Here is a 23101-nt window from a genome sequence, read left to right as displayed (position 1 = left end):
GAACTCGCCAGAAATTCTTTTATACAAGCTGCCTCGCATTGCGCAGGCCGTCTGCCGTCATCACGGCGGGCCGCCTCGCCGCCACCATGAAGTCCACGTGGTTTTGCCATTGCATGGGCCGCAGGGAAGCCAGCCCGCCGACTTGGCGTCGATACCCATAGTCGGCGATTTCCCAGCCAAATTCACTGTGCCGATGCCGATAGTCATGGCGGTGGATCCATGCGCCGAATTCATCTTTACGCCACACCTCCGGGTCATTGCCTGGAATGACCTGGGCCAGGCCCCACACACGGGCCACCACTTCGCGGTCATAGCCGCCGGGGATGTCCGGTTCTGGGGAGGTGGATGCAGTCACACGCTGTGTACTACGTCAGCCAATCAGGCCCTCAAAGATTTTCCTCGGACTCACGCGCGGGTTGCCACCCCTTTTCTGGACGTCCTCATGCCTTCGTGCGATGAAGAGCCTGCATGAAACTGGACCGCTTTTTGGCCAAACAATCCTCCATGGGCCGCACTGCCGCCCATCGGCTGATTGCCGCCCGGCGCATCCGGGTAGATGGCGTCATCTGCACGAATAACCAGGAGGAAGTCGGCCGCTTTACCCGCATTGAGCTGGATGAGGAAGTCCTCCAGCAATCCCAGCGGGTTCTTTATCTTATGCTGCACAAACCCGTCGGCATCCTCAGCGCCACCACGGATCCCGTGCACCCCACCGTCATCGACCTGCTGGATGACCCCGATAAACACACTTTGCACATCGCCGGGCGTCTGGATCGCAACACCTCCGGCCTGGTCCTCCTGACCAACGACGGCCGCTGGTCCAAACGCGTGACCGAGCCCCTGGAGCTGGTGCCCAAGGTGTATCTGGTGGAGACAGCGGAAGACATTGTGCCCGAAGCCGTCTCCGCCTTTGCCGCAGGCTTTTATTTCCATACGGAAGACCTGACCACCCTGCCCGCTGCTTTGGAAATACTGGCCCCACGGCGTGCCCGCCTGACTCTCCATGAAGGCCGTTATCACCAGGTGAAGCGCATGTTTCACCGCGTGCAAAATCGCGTCACTGCCCTGCACCGGGAGAGCATCGGCGGGCTTCACTTGCCCGCAGATTTGCTGCCCGGACAATGGCGTGAACTGACGCCCCAGCAAGTCGCCCTTTTTTAAGGATAGATCCTCACCACTTTGCAAATCGCTTGGATGCTTTACTTGACGACGGCTTTCGGTGCTCCGTTAATCTGCCCGCAAATCCATTCCAAGGAGATCTTATGTCAAACCTACGCACACTCACATTGGCAGGTCTCCTGATGGGCCTGGTTGTCTCCTTTTGTCCTGCCCAAGAAGTTCCGGCAGAGGCCCCGCCTACGCCAGAGGAGCGCGCAGCGCGGCAGAAGGCCTTCATGGACAAAATTGAATCCTTTGGCTGGACCCGCCAGGGCACTGGCACTCTGGGCAGCATTGCCCAGGTGAATATTCCTCAAGGCTGGCGCTTCACCGACGGCAACGGCACCCGCTCTCTCCTGGAGCTTTATGGCAACCTCACTGGTGAGAGCGAGCTCGGTATGCTGACGACTGAGGGCGAAGGTCCTTGGGTCATTTTTGAGTTTGAAGACTCTGGCTACGTCAAAGACGACGAGAAAGACAAGCTTGATGCGGATGCCATGCTGGCCTCTTTGCAAGAAGGCCAGGAAATCGGCAATGAGCGCCGTCGGGAGATGGGGCTTGGGGAACTGAAGCTGCTCGGCTGGGCCGTGGCACCCCGGTTTAATGACCAGACTAAAAACCTGGAATGGGCCGTGCGCGTAGGCTCGGCCAATGGCGAATCCATCAACTACAGTACCCGACTCTTGGGCCGCAGTGGAGTGATGAAGGTTGACCTCGTCTGTACGCCTGATGAAATGACCACTCTCCTGCCCCAATACCAGAGCATCATCTCCGGTTATCAATACCTCACCGGCAACAGTTATGCCGAATACCAGCCGGGGGATAAAGTGGCCAAGTATGGTCTCACGGCCCTGGTCGCTGGCGGTGCGGCCGTGGCGGCTGGGAAAATGGGTCTGTTTGCCAAGCTGGCTGGCTTCGTCGGAAAGCTGGGCAAAGCCGCTATCCTGCTGGTGGTTGGAGCCGGCGTGGCCATCAAAAGTCTCATTGGCAAACTGTTCGGTAAGCGCGAACAGATCTGACCGTGCATGACTGACGGCCAGTACCTGCTGCTGCTTTTTGTCGCGCTCTATCTTATCGAGTGCGTGCGCTGGCTGCCCCCCCGCAGCCAGATGCTCACTGGCAGTGGCAGTCACTGGCGCGGACATAGGCCGTTTCAGCCCATCACACTTGGGGGGCGCAGCCCGGCGCTCCTCAGTTTCTTGCCACCTTTGCAGGTGCACCTTGTTACCCTGCCCTGGCAGCTCATCCCCGCTGCTGAAGGGCTGGAGGTAAATCTCGATGATCGCCACCCGCATTTGCTTCCTTGGGAGGAAGTGAAACCAAGAGTGGAAGGTCGCACTCTCCACCTCAGCCCAAGGCTCCCTGTTCGCTGCCTGAGTGAAGCGCATGCACTCCAGGCCCAACAACAAGTGCAACAATGGATGACTTTTTCTCAGGAAGAAAGGGAAGCCAGTTTCCTTGCTTCGGCGCATCAATCTCTCCAGGCTGGACCCATCACAGACTTGGCCGCGTCTCTCAGCAGTCGAACGCGCGCGCTTCGTCACCTCGGCAGTTTCATCTTTGTGTGGACCTTCATGGTCATCGTCGCGCTTTACCGCTGGTTGGGAGAAGGGGTGGCCGTTTTGTGGGCAGCAGGTGCACTGCTCCTCTGGCAGTTGACCCAGGCCATTCTCTTTTACAGGCGTAGTCAGGGCATTCCTTGGCGTTTTTGGAAGACCCTTGCCATCGCTTTACTCCCCCAGCAGGCCATGCGCGCAGCGGATCATTTTGCCGATGCAGCCGTGAGTCTTCCCTCTCATCCCCTGGCCCCCCGTGCTCTCCTGGGAGACGCAGCCTGGAGGCTTCTCGCAAAACGCTATTGGAAACAGGCTCGCTATCGGTCTGGCTCCACCGCCGTTCTTCAAAGCCGTATTTTGGAAGATTACCTGGAGAAAGAAGGATATCCCGTTTCTGAAATCGATGCTCCACCTGCCCCACAACTTGGCTCCGTCAGCTATTGCCCCAGTTGCCAGGCCCAGTTTCAGGCCGGGGCTGCCCTCTGCAAGGATTGCGGAGGCGTGGAATTGCGGCCTTTTTAAGCTCCGTGGGATATAGCTTCGCAGGCTTGCACAGATCATTGGCACCGCTAGCCTGATCCCGTGCCCCGCCTCGACCAGCTTCTCTCCTCCCTCGGCTATGGTTCGCGCAAACAGGTCGCGGACATTGTCAAAGCCGGGCGCGTGCGCAGCGGAGACCTCATTTTAAAAAAACCGGATCAAAAAGTGGAGGCTGCGGACGTGACCCTGGATGGCGCAGCCCTGGAGGCTCCTTACGGCCTCCTGGCCATGCTGCACAAGCCGCTTGGGCATGTCTGCACGCACAGCGATGGCGAAGGACCGACCATCTATGAACTGCTGCCTGCGCAGTGGATGGCGCGGAAGCCTGCCGTCACCAGCATCGGCCGTCTGGACAAGAACACCAGCGGCCTCATTCTCATCACCGACCTCGGCCCGCTGGTGCACCGCTACACCTCTCCCAAGGCGGAGGTGGAAAAGATCTACGAGGTCACCGTGGACCGTGAACTGGACCCTGCCCTCATCGCCACTTTCGCCAGCGGCGGTGTCATGCTGCGGGGTGAGGAGAAACCCTGCTTGCCTGCGAAGCTGGAGATCACCAGCCCCCTTACCGCCTCACTCACCCTCATGGAGGGAAGGTATCATCAAGTCCGCCGCATGTTCGCCAGTCAGGGCTGGCATGTGGAAAAGCTGCATCGTAGCCGTTTCGGAGACTACACCCTGGGCAACCTCGCCCCTGGGGAATGGCAGATGCTGGAGCTGCCCGCCGACCCGGCATAAAAAAGGGCGGCATCGCTGCCGCCCTTTTGGATAATGTTTTAATTTCGGATCAATCCAGCAATTCTTCCTTCGGTTCCGGCAGGAAGAAGGACAGGATGAGGCTCACCAGATACACCCCGAAGCCTACGGCTGCTGCGGTATATGCCAGCTTCGCAGGAGCTGCGGCCAGATCCGTCGTCGTCGCCAGGGTGGTTGTCACCCAGGCAAAGGAAGTGCCGATGAGCCGTCCGCCAATGTTGGCCGCAAAACTTTCTCCGGTCCCCCGCAGATGCATCGGATACACACGGGGCAGATAATTTCCCCAGAAGCTGAATTGGGCTACCGTCAGGAGCCCGGCGAAGAAAATGCCGATTTGCAGCGGTATCAGGCCCGTCACTGCGCAGTAGGCAAAAACCAGGGGCATCACCGCCAGTCCAGGCACCACGAACAACCGCAGCAGCTTGCGACGGCTGACAATGACCACGGCCAGCGCCGCCAGGAGAAAGCGCCCGACCAGACCGCCCACTTCCTGGATCTTGGTTGTATTGGCCGCGATGGATTGCTCAGCCTTTTTGCCTGCCACGATGGAGGCTTTTTTGATCACTTCAGGCGGTTTGCCTGCATTGGCCGTCGCCGCCGCTTCGGAGGCTGCTGCGGATGCGGCTTTCACTTCAGGCAGACCTGGAATGATGCGCGGGATGTGCTGGATGGCTCCAAAGGCTGCTCCATACGCCATGGCGAACATCGCCGTCGTGACCAAGGTTGTGCGACGAAGTTCCGGCGTGAAGAGCTCTCCCAGGCTTGGGCGTTTGAGAGTTCCTGCGGCCTTCTTCTGCGCCCAGGCTGGCGATTCTGGAAGGAAGGGCCGGATGATGATCAGAGGAATCGCCGGGATAAGGCCGGACATCAGCGTATAACGCCAAGCCGCATGCTCATCGGTCACGACACCGCCGCCAAACATCCCGCTCAGGAAATCGGGGAAGTGGATAGCCGGGAAATTCAGCGAATACTTGATGCACAGCCCATTGGCCACAGCCACCAGCAGACCGCCGATGGATGAAAAGGCCTGGGTATAGCCCAGCACTTTTTCACGCTGTTTCGGATCCGGGAACAGCTCGGCCAACCAGGCCACTGCCGCCACGAACTCCACACACACACCGATAAAGACCAAGCAGCGGAAAAACAGCAGCATCTCCACACTGGTGGAATAGCCAGCGGCAAAGGCTGAAAAGGCATAGATAAGAATGCTCCAGGTCAGCACGCGCCGTCTGCCCAGCCGGTCGGTCAGATAACCGCCCAAAAGACCAAAGACACCCCCGGCGATGGCGGGGATATAAAACAGCTTCCCAACCCAACTGTTGAATTCTGGTGTCCCCGGCGCTGCGCCGATGAGTTCTTGCAGTGCCGGTCCGACAATCAGCGGCAGCATCAGCAGTTCATAAATGTCGAAGGCGAAGCCGATCGAAGCAATGAAGCAGATCAGCCATTGGGTGGAGGTCAGTTTGGGAGCAGGCATGGGCGGAGCGTGGGGAATGTGAACGGTTATTATAAAAGGGGGGCATCAACGGCTACGAAGCGTTAGCCCCCGCCAACTTTTCAGGCCAGTTTTGGCCGCAGCATTTCCAGGATTTTCGGGATTTCCACCGAGGCATCCGTGCCTTTGACTTCATACTCGAGCGTGAACCAGCCCTGGTAATTGGCATCGCGCAAGATTTTGATGACCCGATCCACATCGCTCGCCTCCTTGGTCTTACCGTCTGCATGGGTGATCTCCATCTTGAGCTGTACATTGATGGCATAAGGGGCGATTTTGGCCAGATCACCATACGGGTCTTCTGTGTGAAAATTGCCACTGTCCCAGTTGATGCCTGCCCATGGGCTTTTGGCTTCACGGACGAGATGAATCAGGTTTTCCGGCTTTGCGACCAGACCGTGATGGTTTTCCAGGCCCAGGAAAATGCCTTTTTCGCCCGCATAGTCTAGACACTCCTGGTAGGCGGCCAGGCAGGTGGCCAGTGCTTCTTCATCCGGCGTGCCTTTGGGCGGCTGGCCTGCAAAGACGCGGATGTGCGGGGCATTCATGATCGCCGCGTAGTCAATCCACCGCTTCACATTGGCGATCTCCTCATCGCGTTTCTCACTCTTGGGCAGGGCGAAGTTGTTGCCCACCGCGGTTCCTGCGAGCTGTACACCGCGTAGATAAGCGTGGCGTTTCACTTCCAGCAGAAATTGGGTATCCACATCCGGTGGGAAAAAGTAGCTCGTCACCTCCGCTCCCGGCACATTGTTGTCTGCACACCAGTCGATGAAATCCAGGATGCTCCAGAGTTTTTCACCATCCTTGGCTTTCTGTTCTTTGCCACGGGACCACTGAAATTTTTCACGGAAACTGTAGGCCGCCACCCCCAGTTGCATGCGGCTTTTGCCCGCGCGGTTGATCGGCTCAATGGCTGGCAAAGCCGACGCCCCGAGAGCGCCCAGACTGGTGGTGATGAAGGAACGGCGTGAGATCATGGTCATGGAAGGGTGGATGGAACGAAGCCCAGACCCCAGCATTAACAAGAATCCCATTCACAAGCCAGAAAATGTTCCGCCACAGCTACGCCATTACGGTTTCACCATGGAAGACATGGCGGCCCCGATCTCCTGGGAGACCCCATGCAGGATGCGGTTGTGGTCCCAGCCTTCCTTCTCATAAAGGGTGACCCTTCCAGGATGGGCCTCTGCCAGCTCCCGGCTCATGGAGATGGGGATGACTTCATCGGCCGTGCCATGAAAAATGACAACTTTAGCCCCCTGCTCCACCACCTGGGCCAGTTCCCGGCGGTTGTCGAAACGATGCATGTTTACGTGACAGAGCGGCCAGCCGAGCAGCAGTTTGCCCATGTCGGTCATCGTCGTGAAGGGGGAGATAAGGACGATTTTGGAAATGTTCAGCTCCGAGGCTGCCATCAATCCCGCTGCACAGCCGATGGAGTGAGCCACCACGCCCAACCGTGGTCGGAGCTGTTCCGGGGATTGGTTCAGGTGCTTAGCCAGCGCGTCAAAAGCCGCCAGCGAGCTTTCACGGATCTTCCTCGGGCTCGGTATTCCCTTGCAGTCCCCATAGCCTGGATAGTCCACCATCAGGTAGGCAAAGCTTGGGTCCCATTGATCCACATAGTTCAGCCAGTCCAGCCCCAGGGATCCATTACCGGCAAAGCAGATCCAGAGGGCCTTGGGGTTTTGGCCTCCCTTTTTAGGAGGGATATAATGCGCCACCTGGGCACCCTGCCCCGTGGTATAGGGAATCGCCACCCCGCGATGGCTGGTCAGCGTCTGCCGGTAATTCTCATCATAGCCACGTGGATAATAAATGAGCCGCGACTGGCAGCCCAGCAGGAACAATACCGGGGTCAGCAGCGTGATGAGGAGTAAACGAAACAGTCGGGTGAGGGGTTTCACAGGCAACAAAAGAGGCAGTATCTCGCAGCAGGACCAGCCGCTACATCAAATTCACTACGCAGGTGCGTTCCCCCCAGTTCGTTTTTGGATGACTTTTCGCGTCTGAATATCACACACGCGGAGCATAAACTCTCCTGCTTAACCTGAGTGAGGCATCCTGACAAAGAAGGCTGATTTCCTTGCTGCCCACGTATGTTTAGGCACATGCCCCGTCCGAAGTCTTCAGCGAAGAAAGAAGCATCCCCACCACCGGGCGTGGCCGCACAACTGCACCCGCGATTAAATAACTGGATCGCCGCCTCCTTTGGCCAGCTCACCCAGGCTCAGGAGCTGACTCTTCCTCATATTCTGGCCGGACGGTCCGTGCTGCTTTCATCCCCCACGGGCAGCGGAAAGACCCTCGCCGGATTTCTGGGCATCCTGGATCATCTAGTGCGCCAGCATGAGGCCGGGACGCTGGGCAGCGGCATCTGCGCCATCTACATCTCCCCTCTGCGGGCTTTGACCTATGACATTCAAAAAAATCTCATGGCGCCCCTGGAGGGAATGGGGCTGACGGACATCATCCGCATCGGACTCCGAACAGGGGATACCAGCGCCACGGATCGTGCCAAGCTCAAGCGAAAGCCCCCTCATATCCTCCTCACCACGCCAGAGAGCTTGGCCATTCTTTTGCCCCAAGCTGGCTGGGCGGAGGCACTCAGCCAGGTGCGGTTTGTCATCGTGGATGAGCTTCACGCCCTGGCAGAAAACAAACGCGGTGCCCACCTGACCCTGAGCCTGGAGCGGTTGGCACGTCGCACCAGCATCCTGCCTGTTCGAATCGGGCTCTCCGCCACTGCCGCTCCTCTGCCCCTGCTGGCGCAGATGCTGGTCGGCACCGGGCGTAACTGTGAAATCGTGGAGGCCCGCATGGAGCGCCGCCGCCGGGTGGAGGTGCTGTCACCCCTGCGCAAAAATCCCTATCCGCCCACCGGTTTCACCGCGCAGAGAGTGATGCAGGACATCGCCCAGATCGTCGAGCGTAACCGCAGCGTGATCATCTTTTGCAACATGCGCAGCAGCACGGAGAGCGTGACCTACCGGCTGAAAAACGGCCTGCCTAAACTAGCGGACAAAATTGAAGCCCATCACGCCTCCCTGGACCGCGATGTCCGCCTGGAGGTGGAGGACCGGCTCAAAAACGGAGACCTGCGGGCAGTGGTCTGCAGCACCAGTCTGGAGATGGGCATTGATATCGGCAGCGTGGACTGTGTGGTGATGATCTCCACCCCCAAAGGCATCAGCCGGGCTCTTCAGCGCATCGGCCGCAGCGGTCACAGCATCCATGCCGAAAGCCACGGCATCCTCGTCGCCACCAATGTGAACGACCTCATGGAATGCATCGTTTGTGCGGAAATGACCCGTGCGGTGCAACTGGATGAGGTGCGCCTTTTGGAAAAGCCGCTGGATGTCCTGGCCCAGCATCTGGTGGGCCTGGCGATGGAGGGTGGCTGCACCCGAGATGCAGCGCTCGAGACTGTACGGGCCGCTTCACCTTTTAGACACGTCTCAGAAGAAGAGCTCGACCGCGTGCTAAACTACCTCGAAGCCGGCGGTCGTTCACTGGAAAAACAATACCGCGAAAACTTCGGCAAGATCGTGTGGGTAGATGGATTCATGACCGTCCCCAGTAAAAAAGTGGAGCGGGAATACCTGGCCAATATCGGGGTGATCCACACGGAAGGCATGGTCAGTGTTTTTCTTGGCAAACGCCGGTTAGGTCAAGTGGAGGAATCCTTCATGAAACGTCTGAAAACGGGCGATCTTTTTGTGCTGGCCGGGCGCACCGTCAGGCTGGTGGAAACAGGCGTGGCTGAGGCCCGGGTGGAGGACGCCACCGGCCGCTTGCCCACTGTGCCCGCCTGGAATGCCAACAAGATGCCGCTCACCTCCGGCCTTGCTCGTGAGGTGGCCCGGTTCCGGACGGAACTCGCAGCCAGGGTCGCGAAGGAGACTGGAGAGGAAGTGTGCGACTGGCTGGTGGAGCGATATGAAATTTCCACCAGCAATGCCCAGTCCATCCTCCAGCATGCGTTTAACCAGTTACGTGTTTCGCTCATTCCCACGCAGCACACACTCCTCATCGAGCGCTTTGTAGATGATCGTGAGGGTAGCGAGCCAGACCTCGTCCAGTTCTTTTTCCATACTCTCATCGGCCGCAGTGCCAATGATGCTCTCAGCCGCATCATCGCCTACCGGGTCAAAAAGGCCGTGGGTGGAAATGCCATGGTCACCATTGATGACTACGGCTTTCTGCTGACGCTGAAAACCTTCCAGGACCTGGGTCTGGAAGAATGGAAAGTCCTTTTTGAAAACGCGGACCCTGAAGCCGATATGCGCGCCGCCCTCCAGGATAGCGAGCTGGTGAAGTGGAACTTTCGCGGTGTGGCACAAACGGGCCTCATGGTGCCGCGTAACCGCCCCGGGCAGGATCGCAGGATCAAGCAGCTCCGCTGGAGCACCGAAATCCTTTTTCGCGTATTGTCCGAGCACGAGCCGGACCACCCCATGCTGGTGCAGTCTTACCGCGAGGCGACGCATACTTTTTTGGATCTGCCACGGGCGATGGACTTTCTCCAGACCGCACTCTCTCTGGACTGGTATCTGGTGGAGGTGCCAGTCGTGAGCCCGTTTTCATTCGGCCTTTTCGCTAGCAAAATTAAGGAGGGCATGATGCTGGAGGATCCTGAGGAAGCCATCGAAAGGCTGTGGCGGGAATATGAAAAGAAGGTCGGCGGCTCTGCGGATGGGAGCTTGCGATAAGGCCGCGCTCCGGCACATTGTGGAAATCATGTCCGATTCCCTCACTGCCGACATCACCCTGCTGGGCCGCTCCGAGCACCGGCTGCCTGCCTCCCCCGATGAGGCGGCGCTGGAGACTTTCCCCAACCGCACCCCGGGCCGCAATTACACCATTCATCTCAGCGCCCCAGATTTCGGCTCCCTCTGCCCCGTCACCGGCCAGCCGGATGCAGCTCATGTGGAGATCCTGTACATCCCGGATGAGCGTTGCGTGGAAACGAAATCACTGAAGTTTTATCTGGCCAGCTACCGCAACCACGCCTCGTTTAATGAGGCCATTGTCAATCGCATCCTGGATGATCTGGTGGCGGCCTGTGCGCCCAAGCAGGCCATCGTCCGGGGCCGTTTCGTCCCTCGCGGCGGCATCCAGCTTACATGTGAGGCCCGGCATCCCAGCCGTGAAATTCCCCTGGAGTGGCCAGCAGCTTCGCTGAGTACCCCGCACTGATTTTATCCCCTTATGTCCAAAGCCATCATCCTTCTCAGCGGCGGTCTGGATTCCACAGTCGCGCTTTACTGGGCACGCCAGCATCATAATGTGGTGGGCGCGGTGAGCTTTGATTACGGCTCCAAGCATAACGACAAGGAGATCGCCCTGGCCATCTGGCATTGCGCCCAGTTCGGCATACCTCATGACCTGGTATCCCTGCCGTTTGTGAATGATCTATTTAATTCAGCCCTGCTGAAAAGCGGCGGTGCTATTCCCGAAGGGCACTACAGCGATAACAATATGAAGCGCACCGTGGTGCCTTTTCGCAATGGCATCATGCTGGCCATCGCCTGCGGCATCGCCGAATCCCGCGAGGTGGACGCTCTCATTATCGCCGCCCATTCAGGCGATCACGCCATTTATCCGGATTGTCGGGAGCCCTTCATGCAGGCCATGGGCAATGCCATGCGCGAAGGAACCTACGCCCGCATAGAGCTGCTTCGCCCCTTCATTGACATGAATAAAATCGCCATCGCTAAGCTCGGCCATGAGCTGGGGGTGGACATGGGCAAAACCTGGAGCTGCTACAAAGGCGAAGACCTCCAATGCGGCATCTGCGGCACCTGCGTGGAGCGGCGCGAGGCCTTCATCCTCGCCGGGCTGACAGACCCCACCGTCTATCTGCATGAAGGACCGCTGCCAAGGAAGCCAGGGGAGTTATGAATGATCAAACGACTTTCATGCTGGAGCAAAAGCGCCCGGTACTGCACAAGTTGATTGATGAACTTCCTGCCGAAGAACTCGAATTGGTAGAGAGGTTGCTGGCCCGTCTGGAAATGAATCGTTTATGGAAAGAGGTCCGGGAAGGCTTCACTCAAGATTGGAGTGATGGCAAATATGCCGGGTTGGATGAACTTATCGGGGAAGTGCGCAAGGATCTGAAAAAGCGTGCTGCATGATTGTGGTATTGAATACCAATGTGGTGCTGTAAGCGCTGAATCAAAGGCATCCGTTTGCTCCCATTAAATTCCGTTTAGCGTCGGTCCTTCTGTTGCCGCATCGGTCGCTCAGGACGTATGCTTCAGTCGCCCATGATCACCGCATCCATCGATCCCACTTTTGCTGCTTGGCGCAGTAAGGCCAGGGAGCTTTTGAAACAGGGTGTACGGCCTGAGAACGTAAACTGGGGCGATGCCCATACTGGCCCGGGTCTGCTGCTTGAAGAACCCGCGGCGTACTCCTTGCCCGCATCTGCCGAAATCAAGGTGCCGCCGGATTTCCTCTCTCTGGCCGCCAGAGTCTGCGCCCATACGGATGACCGCCGCTGGAGCATTCTCTATCGTTTGTTATACCGGCTGACTTTGGGAGGCGAGCGACATTTGCTCCATTTACCCAGCGACCCCGATATCCGTCAGTGTGAGGTGTGGTCAAAGGCCATCGGCCGCGACATTCACAAAATGCATGCCTTTGTGCGCTTCCGTCTCATTGGTCAAGATGAGGAGTCCGGCCGGGAGCAGTTCGTTGCTTGGTTTGAACCGATGTTTCATACTGTGAGGCTGGCAGCGCCGTTTTTTGAGAAGCGTTTTGCCGGTATGGACTGGTCCATCCTGACTCCCGATGAATGCGTGCATTGGGACGGTAAGAAGCTTTTTTTCACCCCCGGTATGGACCGCAGCCAGGCCCCCTCAGCCGATGCCCATGATGACCTTTGGCGTACCTATTACCGCAGCATTTTTAATCCTGCGCGCCTGAAAGTGAAGGCCATGCAGTCGGAGATGCCGCAGAAGTACTGGAAGAATCTCCCGGAGGCGCAGATCATTCGCGAACTCATCGCAGGCAGCCAGGACCGGGTTCAGGACATGCTGGAGACGCCGGAGCGCCCGGTGAAACCCGTACCCGACAATGCCTACATCCGCTCTTTGCATCAACGGCCAGAAGGTTCATAATCCCGGCCCTACCATGAAAAGACGCCTCCTCCTTCTTACCGCCCTGCTCGGTTCCGTCACCCTGTCCTCCTTCGCTGAAGACGGCTTTGTCCCCCTGTTCGATGGCAAGACCATGACCGGTTGGACCAACCCTTACGAATGGGGCAACATCAAAGTCGTGGACGGTGAAATTCACCTCACCGGCGAAAAGAAATTCTTCGTCGTCACGGACAAGAGCTACAGCGATTTCATCTTTGAAGGTGACATCCTGCTTCCTGAAGGCCAGGCCAACAGTGGTTTCATGTTCCGCGCCCATGTGCAGCCTAACAAGGTTTTCGGATACCAGGCTGAAGTGGACGGCAGCCCTGACCGCAAATGGTCCGGTGGGTTGTATGATGAAGGCCGCCGCATGTGGTTCATCAGCCCCATCAAGGGCAATGAGGAAAGTATCGCCGCTTTCCGCGCCCGCGCTGGTGATGCCTTCAAGCGCAACGATTGGAACACCTACCGCATCACCTGCAAAGGCAATAAGCTGAAGATCGAAGTCAACGGCGTCGTCACCACCGATGTGGAAGACGACAAGGACGCCAGCGGCCCCATCGCCATCCAACACCACGGCGAAAAAGGTGCCACCTACAAGTTCCGCAACTTGCGCATCAAGGAGCTGAAGTGACCGGCAAATCAACCGCTGGTTAGGTTAGAATTTGAAGGCCCGGTTGTGACCAACCGGGCCTTTTTCATTTTTACTCCACCTTCATCACCCCGTTCATCACCATCCAATGGCCGGGAAAGGTGCAGAGATAAGGATACTCACCCTTTTCTTTGGGCGCTTCAAAATGGATGCTGAACTGTTCCTTCGGATTGACCATGTCGGTATAGACCAGGACATCCTGTGAATCCGGCACATAGTGTTTGGCCAGGCCTTTCGGATCGGTGATCATGAGGTTCACTTGGTCGCCCAATTTTTGCAGGCTGCCGGGTTTGGCTAACAACCAGTTGTGCGGCACCACATCCGGATTTTTGAAGGTCAGCGTGAGCTTTTCCCCCGCTTTCGCTATGAGCTGCTTCTGCACATATTGCAGCCCCAACGCGGCATCCACGACGATCTCACGCCCAGGCTCTCCTTTTGCCCAGGGATTGAGCTTACTGCTGACAGTGGTGCTGCCTTTGGCCGCTGGAATGAAAGTCTTGGCAATCTTCTCATAACCGGGAAACTCGGTAAAAGCAGGTGCCAGAGCATGGGCGGTCAGGAAGACATCGTGCGCACGCCCTGCGGCGACTCCAACGCGCAGGTGGATCATGTTGGCAGGCACCAGTTGGGGGATCTCCAGAAACAGCGCCTTGCCACCTTCCAGCACCTGGGCGCTGCGGATCTCCAGCGGATCATGACCTACCGTATCCGCATATCTCACAGACATTTCTGGCGAGCCATAAGCCGCGCTATAGTTATAGTTCCAGCACTGCGCAAAATGGTTGCCCGCTTTCGCCGCCACAGCCTGATCCAGAGCATGGTCAAAGCGTAGCATCACCCCATTCTCACGCGCTTCAAACGCGACCGGCACCGCGACTTTGCCGCCAGTATAACGTACTCTTTGGAAACATCCATCCTTTGGCGTGTAGCAGCCCCAGCCCTGCATACCGGTGACATAAAGCTGCCCGTCCTTGGGATGAAACCTCCCCGTTTGCGACCCCGAATCAAAACTCCCCGCGATGCGCACCGCCGCACCCTGCCAGCGGCCTTCCACCTGCTGCCGCATGACCAGCCAGCCTGTACCCGTGCCCGGAGAAAAATGCGTCAGGTTTCCGTCCCCCTTCAAGGCAGCCCATGTTTGCCCGGTTACGAAACACTGACCGCCTGACGAGTTGTCCTCACCGCGCGGCAGATACATCAGCGGCGGCTCAGGCGGCTGGCCGTTCTTCGGGCCACCCGCACCGAAATGCGCTCCTTCGTTCTTGCCCATCTCCACCTGGCAGATGGAAGATGAAGGTGTCCAGTCTCCCTCTTGCACACTGGTGGTGATGAACCTTCCATCCGGTGAAAGCCCCAGCCCGTTGGGATTGCGAAAACCCGTCGCCAGTACATCCACATGATCATTGGCCACACGGATAATTCCCTGATTTCCTGAGGCCGTGTAGAAACGCCCTTCAGCATCCATGTCCAGTCCCGTGATGAAATCGTGCCCGCCTGGTGAGGTCTCCTGGGCATTCGTCATGCACTCGTAAAAGTCCGCTTCATCATCCCCGTTCAGATCATGCAGCCGGGTGATCTGGTCACGCCCCAGCACATAGATCTGATCCTTCACAATTTTCAGCCCCAGCGGCTGATGCAGCCCCGTGGCAAAGCGTTTCCAGCGCAGCTTTTCCAGCTTGTCATCAATGCCCCGCACCAGCCACACCTCTCCGGTCATCGTACTGATCGCCGCGCTGCCATCGCTGAAGAAATCGTGCCCGCTAACAAAAAACAGTGTCCCATAAGGATTGTTAAAAGGCAGTGTCAGCGTGTCCGTGGCGAAGGGTTCCCCCTGGCCGATGACACCCTTCGTCGCGATCCACTCTGGCCATTGGGCGGGGCCTCCTTTGGTCAGTGCGGAAAGATCTTCCAATTTGTCCGGTGAAGATTGGAGGTACTTTTGATCCCCCATCGTATAGGAAAAAATCACTTTGCTGCCGTGACGGTAAAATCCGTGATAATGATGCGCCTCCAGCTTCGGTGATTCATACTTTTTCACCATTTTCCCGTCCATCACGCCACCGCCCATGAAGCCATGGCGCGAATCCGTCAGCTTCACAAATCCGCCACTCCACACCAGCGGAAACGACAGCGTCAGCGGGTCAAACACCGCGCTTTGTCCATCCTCCAGCCGCACACAAACACCCTTCGGCACGGTCAATCCGCCACCTTTGAAAACCACACTGAATACGCTGCCCAGATCCGATGCCGCAAAGCGTCCGTCGCGCCAGGTCACCGCATCATTTTGGTTTCCCCAGTGCCCCTGCTGACCGCCATCCAGACCGGGAAAACCTGGCAGCAATTCCGGTATGGGTTTGCCCATGTACTGCACCGCCTGCTTGCCGTAATAATCAAAAACACGTTCACGGTTCACCTCCGCCTGCCAATGTGCGTACTCCCCTACTCGCAGCGGCTTGCGCTCAGGATTAAATTTCGCAGGTGCCGGAGCCTTTGCCGCACCAGAAAGCAACGCCTCCAGTTCATCAAAGTTCCAGAGTGCCAGCGTGTTGTCCATGCGCTGGCGTGGATGGTCCCCTTTGCGTGCTTTCATAGGCCCTCGGGAAATGCGCACATCATCGATCACCCCGTCACATCCCGTGCCTCCTTCCACCAGTTGCCCAAAGGCCAGCCCGCTTGGCTTTGATTCCCCTTGCAAAGGTGGCAGCGGTTTTTCCAACACCATTTTGCCGTCCACATAGAGCCGCAGTATCTCCCCTTCCATACTGGCGATGACCTCATGCCACTTGCCGTCACAGATGTTGTTAGTCGTCTTATACTCACCACCTCGCCCTGGCAGATACACGCTGAATACCCCGCTGTCCTTATAGCTATAAAGCTCCCAATGCGTCGCCGATGTTTTGGGCTCAAAGGCCACCAGGATATTAAACTCGGCTGCACTGTTCAGTTTGACCCTGCATTCCAAACTTAGCGGCAGCCTGCGGTATTCCTCACTGCCTTCCAGCACCAGTCCTCCTTGAAGCGCCAAGCCAAAATCCGCATTGAGAGACGGTGCTGATTGCGCCTTTTGCACCCCCTTCGGTGCAGTTCCAGGTACTTTCGCAGCGGTATGCTTCCAGGTCCGGTAGCCCGGTTTTTCCCCCGCTGCCTTGCCTTCCATCTGCGGCAGCAGCCAGGCCAGCCCGTCCAGGTTGTCCAGCAGCCTGCCCTCTGCATCTTCAGGGGTGTGGTTGAGGATGCCAATCACACCCTTGTAACCACTGGCGGCGATGATCTTCAGCACCCGCACATCTTCGCTGCCGATGCCCAGCGGCAGGATCTTGCGTCCCTTCGTGTCTCCTGCCACATCCATGCCGTTCAGGTTCAGACAGAGCAGGTATGGCAGCATCTTGGGCAGCAGCTTTTCCAGGCGGTCCAGATGGGCATGCCCATGATGAAGGTTATACACCATGCCCACATTAGTGATGCCCTGCTTCTTCAGCTCCTCAATAATGGCCATCGCATTCTCCGGCTCGCCATACCAGTTGCCATGATTATAAAGCGCTACCTGGCAGCCCAGCGGTGCCGCCGCTTCACAGATCGGTTGGATCCTCTGCACTTCTTTGGTGATCCGCTCCTTTTGGTCCTCTGGCGAGCTTACCTGCACCGCTCCCCCGTTGCCATTCACCCACAGTTGCGGTTTCACTCCATGGCGCTTGAAAAGCTCCAGAGTTTTCTTTGCATCGTCATTGTAGGTCGTCGGAAACCACCAGCCAAAAAGCTCGATGTCATGCTTCTTCAGCGCCTTCAGTTCTTCGTCCCACTGCGGGATGTGCTCAGGCCGGTAATCATAAACAAATTTCCTCACCCCCATCTTTTCCAGCATCGCCGCCCGTTCCTCCGGCCCGCGCTTTTTCGCATCAAAAGGCACGATGCACCACGCCGCTAAATTATCCCGTTCAAACAGGCTGGCCGCTGGGGCGCACAGTACAGTGCCTGTGAAAACCAGGAAAGTGAGCAGGTGACGAAGGGCAATCATAGAGAGTGTGAGCGCTGAACAGGGACAATGGAGTTGAAGGGTTAAAACGCATCTCCCGCCCTTTTTTTCCTTCAGATTACACGCCCCAACGCTCCTGCGTGCCACGGATCAGCATCTCCCACCCCTTTTCCTTCGGAGAAAGCACCTCGCCATGCACCCACCGCCGGACTCAGATAACCAAAAGAAGAAAAAATTCTCTTTTTCTCAAGGGTTTGGAGCAGGCGCGGTGTTTGCAGTCTTAACGGGCGTCCTTCTGGAACCCATACAACTCCAAAAACCAAACCAACCTATTCTTGTGAAATCTACACTGATCCTTACCGCCGCCATGATGACTCTTCTGGGTGGCAACGCCTTCGCTGGTGAAAAGACCACCGTTTTTAACAATCGCGGCCAGGTCACCGCCACCGTCAATGCCGTTACCGCCAAGCAGACACCCCCTCCTGCTGTCGAAAAGAAGCTCATCTTTAACAACCGTGGCCAGCTCATCGCCGTGGTCCCGGTCGCTTCTCGTTAATCTAGGCATGACCTATGCTGAAGATCTTTGTGTGCTTTGACCGCATTCAATGAATCCCTAACCAGCCTCTGCTTTCTGGTTTTCAGAAAGCGGAGGCTCTTCAGCTATGACTGATCCACAGCTCGATTTACTTCTTCAAAGTGCCGTCCAGGCACCATCTCCCTCTTCCTCACTGGTCAGGGATGTCTGGCGTGATATCGAGCACCGGCAGCTTCGCGACGATGCTCGCCAGCCTTGGCTGACTGCCCTTTTTGAATTTTTCTCTCTGCCGACGCCTCGCCTTGCTATCTGGGCACTGGCATTAGGCATCGGTATTTTCGCCGGAATACGCAGCGCGTCCCGGCCGCCAGATCCCGTCAGCATTTACGCTCACTCGATCAATCCTCTGGCTCCTGCCCTCACCCCATGAGAAATTCAGGCCACACTTTGCTGGTGGCCTTGCTCCTGGGAATTGCCGCTTTTTTGATCACACGTGGTTTGCAGAACCACCAGCAAAGCCGCAATTTTTCACGAAAAGTCGCCGCACAGGAGCAGGATACCCGGGCCAATCTGGCCTGGATGCGCACCTCCCTCTCCCTTACTGAGGAGGAATTCGAGCGCGAATGCGCCATCCACGATGCCCACCGGGCCGAGTGCATCCGCCTGTGTGCCGAGATGGATATTGCACGCGAGCGCCTGAAAATCGCTCTTCAAAACAACGACGAGCACAGTGCTGAAGGCCAGGCCGCCATCCGCGATTACGAAATCCATTTTGAAACCTCTGAGCGGGCCGCCATTCAGCACGTCAAAAAAGTCGCTGCCGCCATGAATCCCACAGCGGGCCAGAAGTATCTGAAAATGATGCTCCCGCACCTCTTTCCCGAGCACGACACCCTGCTGCCAAAAACCGTACCAACCCCCAGCCCCCCTTGATCCCCGACGCGGATGCCAGCGCCATGCAGCGGCTTTCAGGCGGGGATGACCTCGCACTGAATGAGATCATGACCCGCTGGCAGGATAAGCTGACATCCTTCCTCTGGCACATGACGCATGATCACGCCGCCACCCGGGATCTCGTCCAGGAGTCCTTCGTCCGCCTATACATGCACCGGCAGCGCTACCGCCCGCATGCCCCTTTTTCCGCCTATCTTTTCCGCATTGCCCGGAACCTCCTATCCAATCACATCCGCTGGCAGAGCCGCCACCCAGCCGAATCCCTCCAGACCCTCAGCGAAACCGGCTTCGATCCCTCCTCGGAAGACCCCACGCCAGACCAGGCCATGGAGGAGGATGAAACAGCCCGCGAGGTCCGCCGCGCCATCGCCTCACTGCCGGAGGACCTGCGTGAGGCCCTCGTCCTTTTCACCTATCAGGGCATGACCTACCGGCAGATGGCGGAGGTCTTCGATTGTTCGGAGAAAGCCGCTGAAACGCGCCTCTACCGTGCCCGCCAGCTCCTGAAGGAAAAGCTCGCCCCCCTCGTCCGCGAATAAATCCCAGGGCACGCAGCCCGCCGAGGCATCCTTGATGCGCAGAGTGATGAACAATGGCCTACAGGCCCCACGTTTACCTCTGCCCACCATGAAACCAATCCTGCTCCTCCTGCTCGCTTTGGCCAGCGCACCTCTGCTCGCAGCCCCCGGCAGCATCACCGTCCATGGCGGCGATGCCGACCAGACAAATGCCATCGTCACCTTCACTGCTCCCCAGGACTGGCAGGGCCAGCATACCCTTTCCGGAAAAGGCGGCAGCATCGTCTCCACCCTCCAGGTGGATGCCACCGGCCAGGCCGTGATGATCGTCCCACAGATCGGTAAAGGTGAAAACATCACGTTTGCCATCACCCCCTCCAGCCCACCCGCTGCACCTCAGGGCCTCACCGTGGAAAAGTCCGGCAGCCTCCTTCGTTTCACCCATCACACCCACGGCAAAACACAGCCCGTCTTCGATTACCAGATGGAACCCGGCGATGTCCCCGCAGGTGTCCCGGAGGTCTTTAAACACGGTGCCCACCTCCACCCCGTCTATACCCCCGGCGGCCGCCTTATCACCGGCAACCATCCTGCCGACCACCGCTGGCACCGCGGCATCTGGTTCGCCTGGACCAAGACCGAATTCGAAGGCCAGCACCCCGACTTCTGGAACCAGGGAAAAAGCGACTCCAAAGACAAAATCGCCGCCCAGATCCTCGGCGAGGTCCGCTTCGATTCCCTCCTCAAATCCTGGGGCGGCCCCGTTCAGGCCGGCTTTCTCAGCAAGCATCGTTTCCTGGATCACAACAGCGGCACCACCAAGCCCGTCCTGGATGAAACCTGGGAAGTCACCGCCTATGCCCTCACCACCGGCGACCGCCCCGCCTACATCCTGGATCTCGTCTCCACCCAGACCTGCGCCACCGATTCCCCCTTAAAACTTCCCGAATACCACTACGGCGGCCTCGGCGTACGCGGTCATGAGCAGTGGAATCCCGTGGATAAAGTCACCATGCTCACTAGCAATGGCGACGACCGCAAAAAAGGCGATTCCACCAAGGCCCAATGGGTCCAAATGGGCGGCGATGTGGACGGCCAGCCCGCAGGCATGGCCATCCTTATCCACCCGGAAAACTTCCGCTTCCCCCAGCCCCTCCGCCTAAACCCGAAGAACCCCCAGCTCTGCATCGCCCCCTCCCAGGGCGGCGATTGGACCATCCAGCCCGGCCAGCCCTACACCTCCAAATACCGCTTCATCCTCACCGACGGCCCCGCCGATGCCAAAGCCATCGACACCGCCTGGCAAGCCTACGCTCACCCCCTCAAAGTCACCGTGGAATAGGTTCCCAGCATCCCCCAGCCTCACCTACCTACCGCCTAGGACCTATAAGCCATTTAAGCCCTATTCCCCCCCTGCCTGCTGACTGAGCACTGAGCACTGAGCACTGAGCACTGAGCACTGAGCACTGAGCACTGAGCACTTTCCGCTCCCCACCCACCCCCCGATTGCAAACCCCCTAAAACCACCGCAAACTCCCCCTTTCGTCCCTTCCCCCCACCCCATGCTTCTCAACCACGGCATCCACCTCGGCTACTGCACCAATATCCACCGCGGTGAAACGTGGGAACAGACCTGGGCCACACTTCGGGATTACACCCTCCGCGTCAAAGCCCGCGTTAGCCCGGACCAGCCCTACGGCATCGGCCTCCGTCTCGGCAATCAGGCCTCCCTGGAACTCCTCGCCCCCGGCAAAATTGCCGAATTCAAAGACTGGCTCGCAGCCAATAACTGCTACGTCTTCACCATCAACGGCTTCCCTTACGGCTCCTTCCACGGCACCCGGGTAAAAGAACAAGTCTTCCTCCCGGACTGGACGTCCAAAGCCCGGCTGGAATACACCAACCGCCTCTTCGATATCCTCGCCCAGCTCCTCCCCCCCGGTGCCAGCGGCAGCGTCAGCACCCTCCCCGGCTCCCACAAAACCTTCCCCATCGGCAGCGACGAAATCAACGCCATCTTCGAAAACGTCCGCCTCTGCCGGGAGCATATCGAGACCGTCTCCACCGCCACCGGTCACGATCTCCACCTCGGTTTCGAGCCCGAGCCCCTCGGCCTCTTCGAGACCAGCGGCGAGGTCCTCAAATTCTTCGGCCTCTACTACGACCGCCACCCCCAGGACAAAGACTTCTTCAAATTCATCGGCCTCAACTACGACACCTGCCACCTCGCCATCGAGTACGAGACCCCCAAGCGCGCCCTCTCCCGCATCACCGGCGCCGGCATCCGCCTCAGCAAGCTCCACTTCAGCTCCGCGCTGAAATTGAAGCCCACCCCGGACATGGTGGAAAAACTCCGCGCCTTTGACGAGCCCGTATACTTCCACCAGGTCATCGCCGACTACGGCCCCACCACCCCCCTGCGCCGATTCAAGGACCTGCCGGATGCCCTCCAATTCGCCCAGACAAACCCCGCCGAATTGGGTGAAGAATGGCGCGTCCACTTCCACATCCCCCTCCACGCCCAGCCCACCGACGGCTTCCAAAGCACCCGCGACCACCTCGAAGGCACCATGGATTGGCTCAGCCAAAACCCCACCCAGTGCCAGCACATCGAGATGGAGACCTACACCTGGGAAGTCCTCCCCGGCGACCTCCACACCGGCGATGTCGTCGATCAACTCGTCAAAGAATACGCCTGGACCCTCGGGGAAATGAAAGCGCGGAACTTGGCCAGTTAGCCCCAGCTCGCGGACCATGGAGCGCCGACGATCCGTCGGCATAGCAATTCAATTCGAGTTCAGAAGCCCCCCATTTGCTCTGCAAGAATCACACACACCTTTTGACTGAATGGGTGGCAAATGGGTTCACGCGAGCTCAGCAAAATTGGTTTATGATATTCAACAAAATAACTTCCTTGGTTGAAAGAGCGAAACTGGATCAGTTAGAATTCAAAGTCCCTAAGGATCTGATATCATTATTAAAATCCAACGGTCTGGGCTCATTTAATTCCGAGTTGTATTTAATAGATCCATCCGAGTATATAAACCAAGAGTATGAATGCGGAGCCCATTGGAGCAAATATTATAACACCATTCACCGGAGTTTTAATTGCTAGAAGTGGGTCAGGCGTCAAAGTGATTGCTCCTCAAGAAGAGAACAGTTTGAATCTGATAGTTCAAGTTGGAGCGGATGGCGATATAACCTATTGTGACTATCTATTTGAGAGTGCGCTCAATTGTGCATTTACATCGCTTTATGAAACGAATAACACAGAGCTTTATTTTAGCTCATCCATGGATGTTATCTTTCATGTAGAATCAGAAATTCCAGGAAAGGAGATAACATCCATCTCCAACCGCCTTTCAGCGTTAGCCCCGACCAAAATATTTAATAGCTGGAGCATACAATGCATCTACTATGAAGAAAAAGAAACTCTTGTAACCTTATCCAAGGATGGAAGTTCAAACGAAAGCTCAATTTATCACTTGGGATTCATATGCAATCGATCCCTAATTGACGAATCTGATGAGTTTTGGCTAGAACTAAATAGCATTTATCAACAGCTTAGGTCTAGAAAATGAAAGCACATTGTTTTGCTTATGAAAATGCCACGATCAAGCTGAGGGAAGGCTGCCAAATATCCGCTCGTGGTGCCCTGACCGTCGGTCGTATCGTTCCAACCCAAGATCGCGATACGGCACTGCACGTCATGCTTCGCATCTCTCGGCAGAAATCTATTTCGGTAAATAACGATCACCCTGAGCATTAGCAGCCAGAAAGTCCGCCTACCCTTCGACGTACAAACGGCACCATTGA

22 protein-coding genes are annotated in these 23101 nt (G+C 57.4%); 17 read left to right on the top strand and 5 right to left on the bottom strand.

The features are described from left to right. Positions 1-19 precede the first annotated feature (19 nt). The gene (locus EI77_RS18745) at positions 20-355 is read right to left on the bottom strand and encodes a hypothetical protein (RefSeq protein ID WP_133796840.1); all 336 of its coding nucleotides are present in this window, start codon (positions 353-355) and stop codon (positions 20-22) included. A gap of 113 nt (positions 356-468) precedes the next feature. Here EI77_RS18745 and EI77_RS18740 point away from each other — a divergent pair, with 113 nt between their 5' ends. The 4 genes from EI77_RS18740 (at position 469) to EI77_RS18725 (ending at position 3992) form a co-directional block, all read left to right on the top strand. Then, positions 469-1161: a pseudouridine synthase gene (locus EI77_RS18740; RefSeq protein WP_133796839.1), complete on the top strand. Its 693-nt coding sequence runs from the start codon at positions 469-471 to the stop codon at positions 1159-1161. Between the two features lie 101 nt (positions 1162-1262). Continuing rightward, on the top strand, positions 1263-2177 hold the full coding sequence (locus EI77_RS18735) for a DUF2167 domain-containing protein (protein ID WP_133796838.1): 915 nt from the start codon (positions 1263-1265) through the stop codon (positions 2175-2177). Positions 2178-2183: 6 nt separating this feature from the next. After that, positions 2184-3236: a hypothetical protein gene (locus EI77_RS18730; protein WP_133796837.1), complete on the top strand. Its 1053-nt coding sequence runs from the start codon at positions 2184-2186 to the stop codon at positions 3234-3236. A 60-nt stretch (positions 3237-3296) separates the two neighbouring features. Further along, positions 3297-3992 carry a pseudouridine synthase gene (locus EI77_RS18725; RefSeq protein ID WP_133796836.1) on the top strand — a complete coding sequence of 232 codons (696 nt, stop codon included), beginning with the start codon at positions 3297-3299 and terminating at the stop codon, positions 3990-3992. A 49-nt stretch (positions 3993-4041) separates the two neighbouring features. Here the strand turns inward: EI77_RS18725 and EI77_RS18720 are convergent, their stop codons facing one another. The 3 genes from EI77_RS18720 to EI77_RS18710 form a co-directional block, all read right to left on the bottom strand. Then, positions 4042-5487 carry an MFS transporter gene (locus tag EI77_RS18720; protein WP_133796835.1) on the bottom strand — a complete coding sequence of 482 codons (1446 nt, stop codon included), beginning with the start codon at positions 5485-5487 and terminating at the stop codon, positions 4042-4044. An 80-nt stretch (positions 5488-5567) separates the two neighbouring features. Continuing rightward, positions 5568-6485, bottom strand: a complete 918-nt coding sequence (locus EI77_RS18715; protein ID WP_208300410.1) for a sugar phosphate isomerase/epimerase family protein — start codon at positions 6483-6485, stop codon at positions 5568-5570. Positions 6486-6578: 93 nt separating this feature from the next. Continuing rightward, complete coding sequence (locus EI77_RS18710; protein ID WP_166647362.1) at positions 6579-7415, bottom strand: alpha/beta hydrolase; 837 nt, start codon at positions 7413-7415, stop codon at positions 6579-6581. Positions 7416-7619: 204 nt separating this feature from the next. On the opposite strand from EI77_RS18710, the gene EI77_RS18705 reads away from it, so the two are divergent. From EI77_RS18705 to EI77_RS18680, 6 genes are all read left to right on the top strand, one after another. Next, complete coding sequence (locus tag EI77_RS18705; RefSeq protein WP_133796832.1) at positions 7620-10220, top strand: DEAD/DEAH box helicase; 2601 nt, start codon at positions 7620-7622, stop codon at positions 10218-10220. Positions 10221-10248: 28 nt separating this feature from the next. Next, complete coding sequence (queF, locus tag EI77_RS18700) at positions 10249-10707, top strand: preQ(1) synthase (protein ID WP_166647361.1); 459 nt, start codon at positions 10249-10251, stop codon at positions 10705-10707. Positions 10708-10719: 12 nt separating this feature from the next. Further along, positions 10720-11412, top strand: coding sequence for a 7-cyano-7-deazaguanine synthase QueC (gene queC / locus EI77_RS18695; RefSeq protein ID WP_133796831.1), 693 nt, complete (start codon positions 10720-10722; stop codon positions 11410-11412). Then, positions 11409-11648, top strand: coding sequence for a hypothetical protein (locus tag EI77_RS18690; protein WP_133796830.1), 240 nt, complete (start codon positions 11409-11411; stop codon positions 11646-11648). Before queC ends, EI77_RS18690 begins: the two co-directional genes overlap by 4 nt. 132 nt (positions 11649-11780) lie before the next feature. Beyond that, positions 11781-12635 carry a TIGR03915 family putative DNA repair protein gene (locus tag EI77_RS18685; RefSeq protein ID WP_166647360.1) on the top strand — a complete coding sequence of 285 codons (855 nt, stop codon included), beginning with the start codon at positions 11781-11783 and terminating at the stop codon, positions 12633-12635. 13 nt (positions 12636-12648) lie between these two features. Next, entirely contained in the window at positions 12649-13287 is a 639-nt protein-coding gene (locus tag EI77_RS18680; protein WP_208300409.1) for a 3-keto-disaccharide hydrolase, read from the top strand. A gap of 70 nt (positions 13288-13357) precedes the next feature. On the opposite strand, the gene EI77_RS18675 is transcribed toward EI77_RS18680, so the two are convergent. Beyond that, on the bottom strand, positions 13358-17320 hold the full coding sequence (locus EI77_RS18675; protein WP_133796827.1) for a LamG-like jellyroll fold domain-containing protein: 3963 nt from the start codon (positions 17318-17320) through the stop codon (positions 13358-13360). A 295-nt stretch (positions 17321-17615) separates the two neighbouring features. Between EI77_RS18675 and EI77_RS18670 the strand changes: the two genes are divergently transcribed. The 7 genes from EI77_RS18670 to EI77_RS18640 all read left to right on the top strand — a co-directional run bounded on the left by EI77_RS18670 (position 17616) and on the right by EI77_RS18640 (position 22866). Then, a complete protein-coding gene (locus EI77_RS18670; RefSeq protein ID WP_133796826.1) occupies positions 17616-17834 on the top strand; it encodes a hypothetical protein in 219 nt (72 codons plus the stop codon). Positions 17835-17940: 106 nt separating this feature from the next. Then, positions 17941-18243 carry a hypothetical protein gene (locus tag EI77_RS18665; RefSeq protein WP_133796825.1) on the top strand — a complete coding sequence of 101 codons (303 nt, stop codon included), beginning with the start codon at positions 17941-17943 and terminating at the stop codon, positions 18241-18243. Further along, on the top strand, positions 18240-18746 hold the full coding sequence (locus EI77_RS18660; protein WP_133796824.1) for a hypothetical protein: 507 nt from the start codon (positions 18240-18242) through the stop codon (positions 18744-18746). Before EI77_RS18665 ends, EI77_RS18660 begins: the two co-directional genes overlap by 4 nt. Further along, on the top strand, positions 18743-19306 hold the full coding sequence (locus tag EI77_RS18655; protein WP_133796823.1) for an RNA polymerase sigma factor: 564 nt from the start codon (positions 18743-18745) through the stop codon (positions 19304-19306). Before EI77_RS18660 ends, EI77_RS18655 begins: the two co-directional genes overlap by 4 nt. A gap of 88 nt (positions 19307-19394) precedes the next feature. Beyond that, on the top strand, positions 19395-20627 hold the full coding sequence (locus EI77_RS18650) for a DUF6807 domain-containing protein (protein WP_166647359.1): 1233 nt from the start codon (positions 19395-19397) through the stop codon (positions 20625-20627). Between the two features lie 220 nt (positions 20628-20847). Further along, entirely contained in the window at positions 20848-22023 is a 1176-nt protein-coding gene (gene eboE, locus EI77_RS18645) for a metabolite traffic protein EboE (RefSeq protein WP_133796821.1), read from the top strand. A 315-nt stretch (positions 22024-22338) separates the two neighbouring features. After that, on the top strand, positions 22339-22866 hold the full coding sequence (locus EI77_RS18640) for a hypothetical protein (RefSeq protein WP_133796820.1): 528 nt from the start codon (positions 22339-22341) through the stop codon (positions 22864-22866). Positions 22867-23101: the final 235 nt, after the last annotated feature.

Origin of the sequence: Prosthecobacter fusiformis (genome assembly GCF_004364345.1) — a bacterium.
Lineage (GTDB): Bacteria > Verrucomicrobiota > Verrucomicrobiia > Verrucomicrobiales > Verrucomicrobiaceae > Prosthecobacter > Prosthecobacter fusiformis.
The sequence above is the reverse complement of the archived record's forward strand: the minus strand, read 5'-3'. Positions and strand labels throughout refer to the sequence as shown.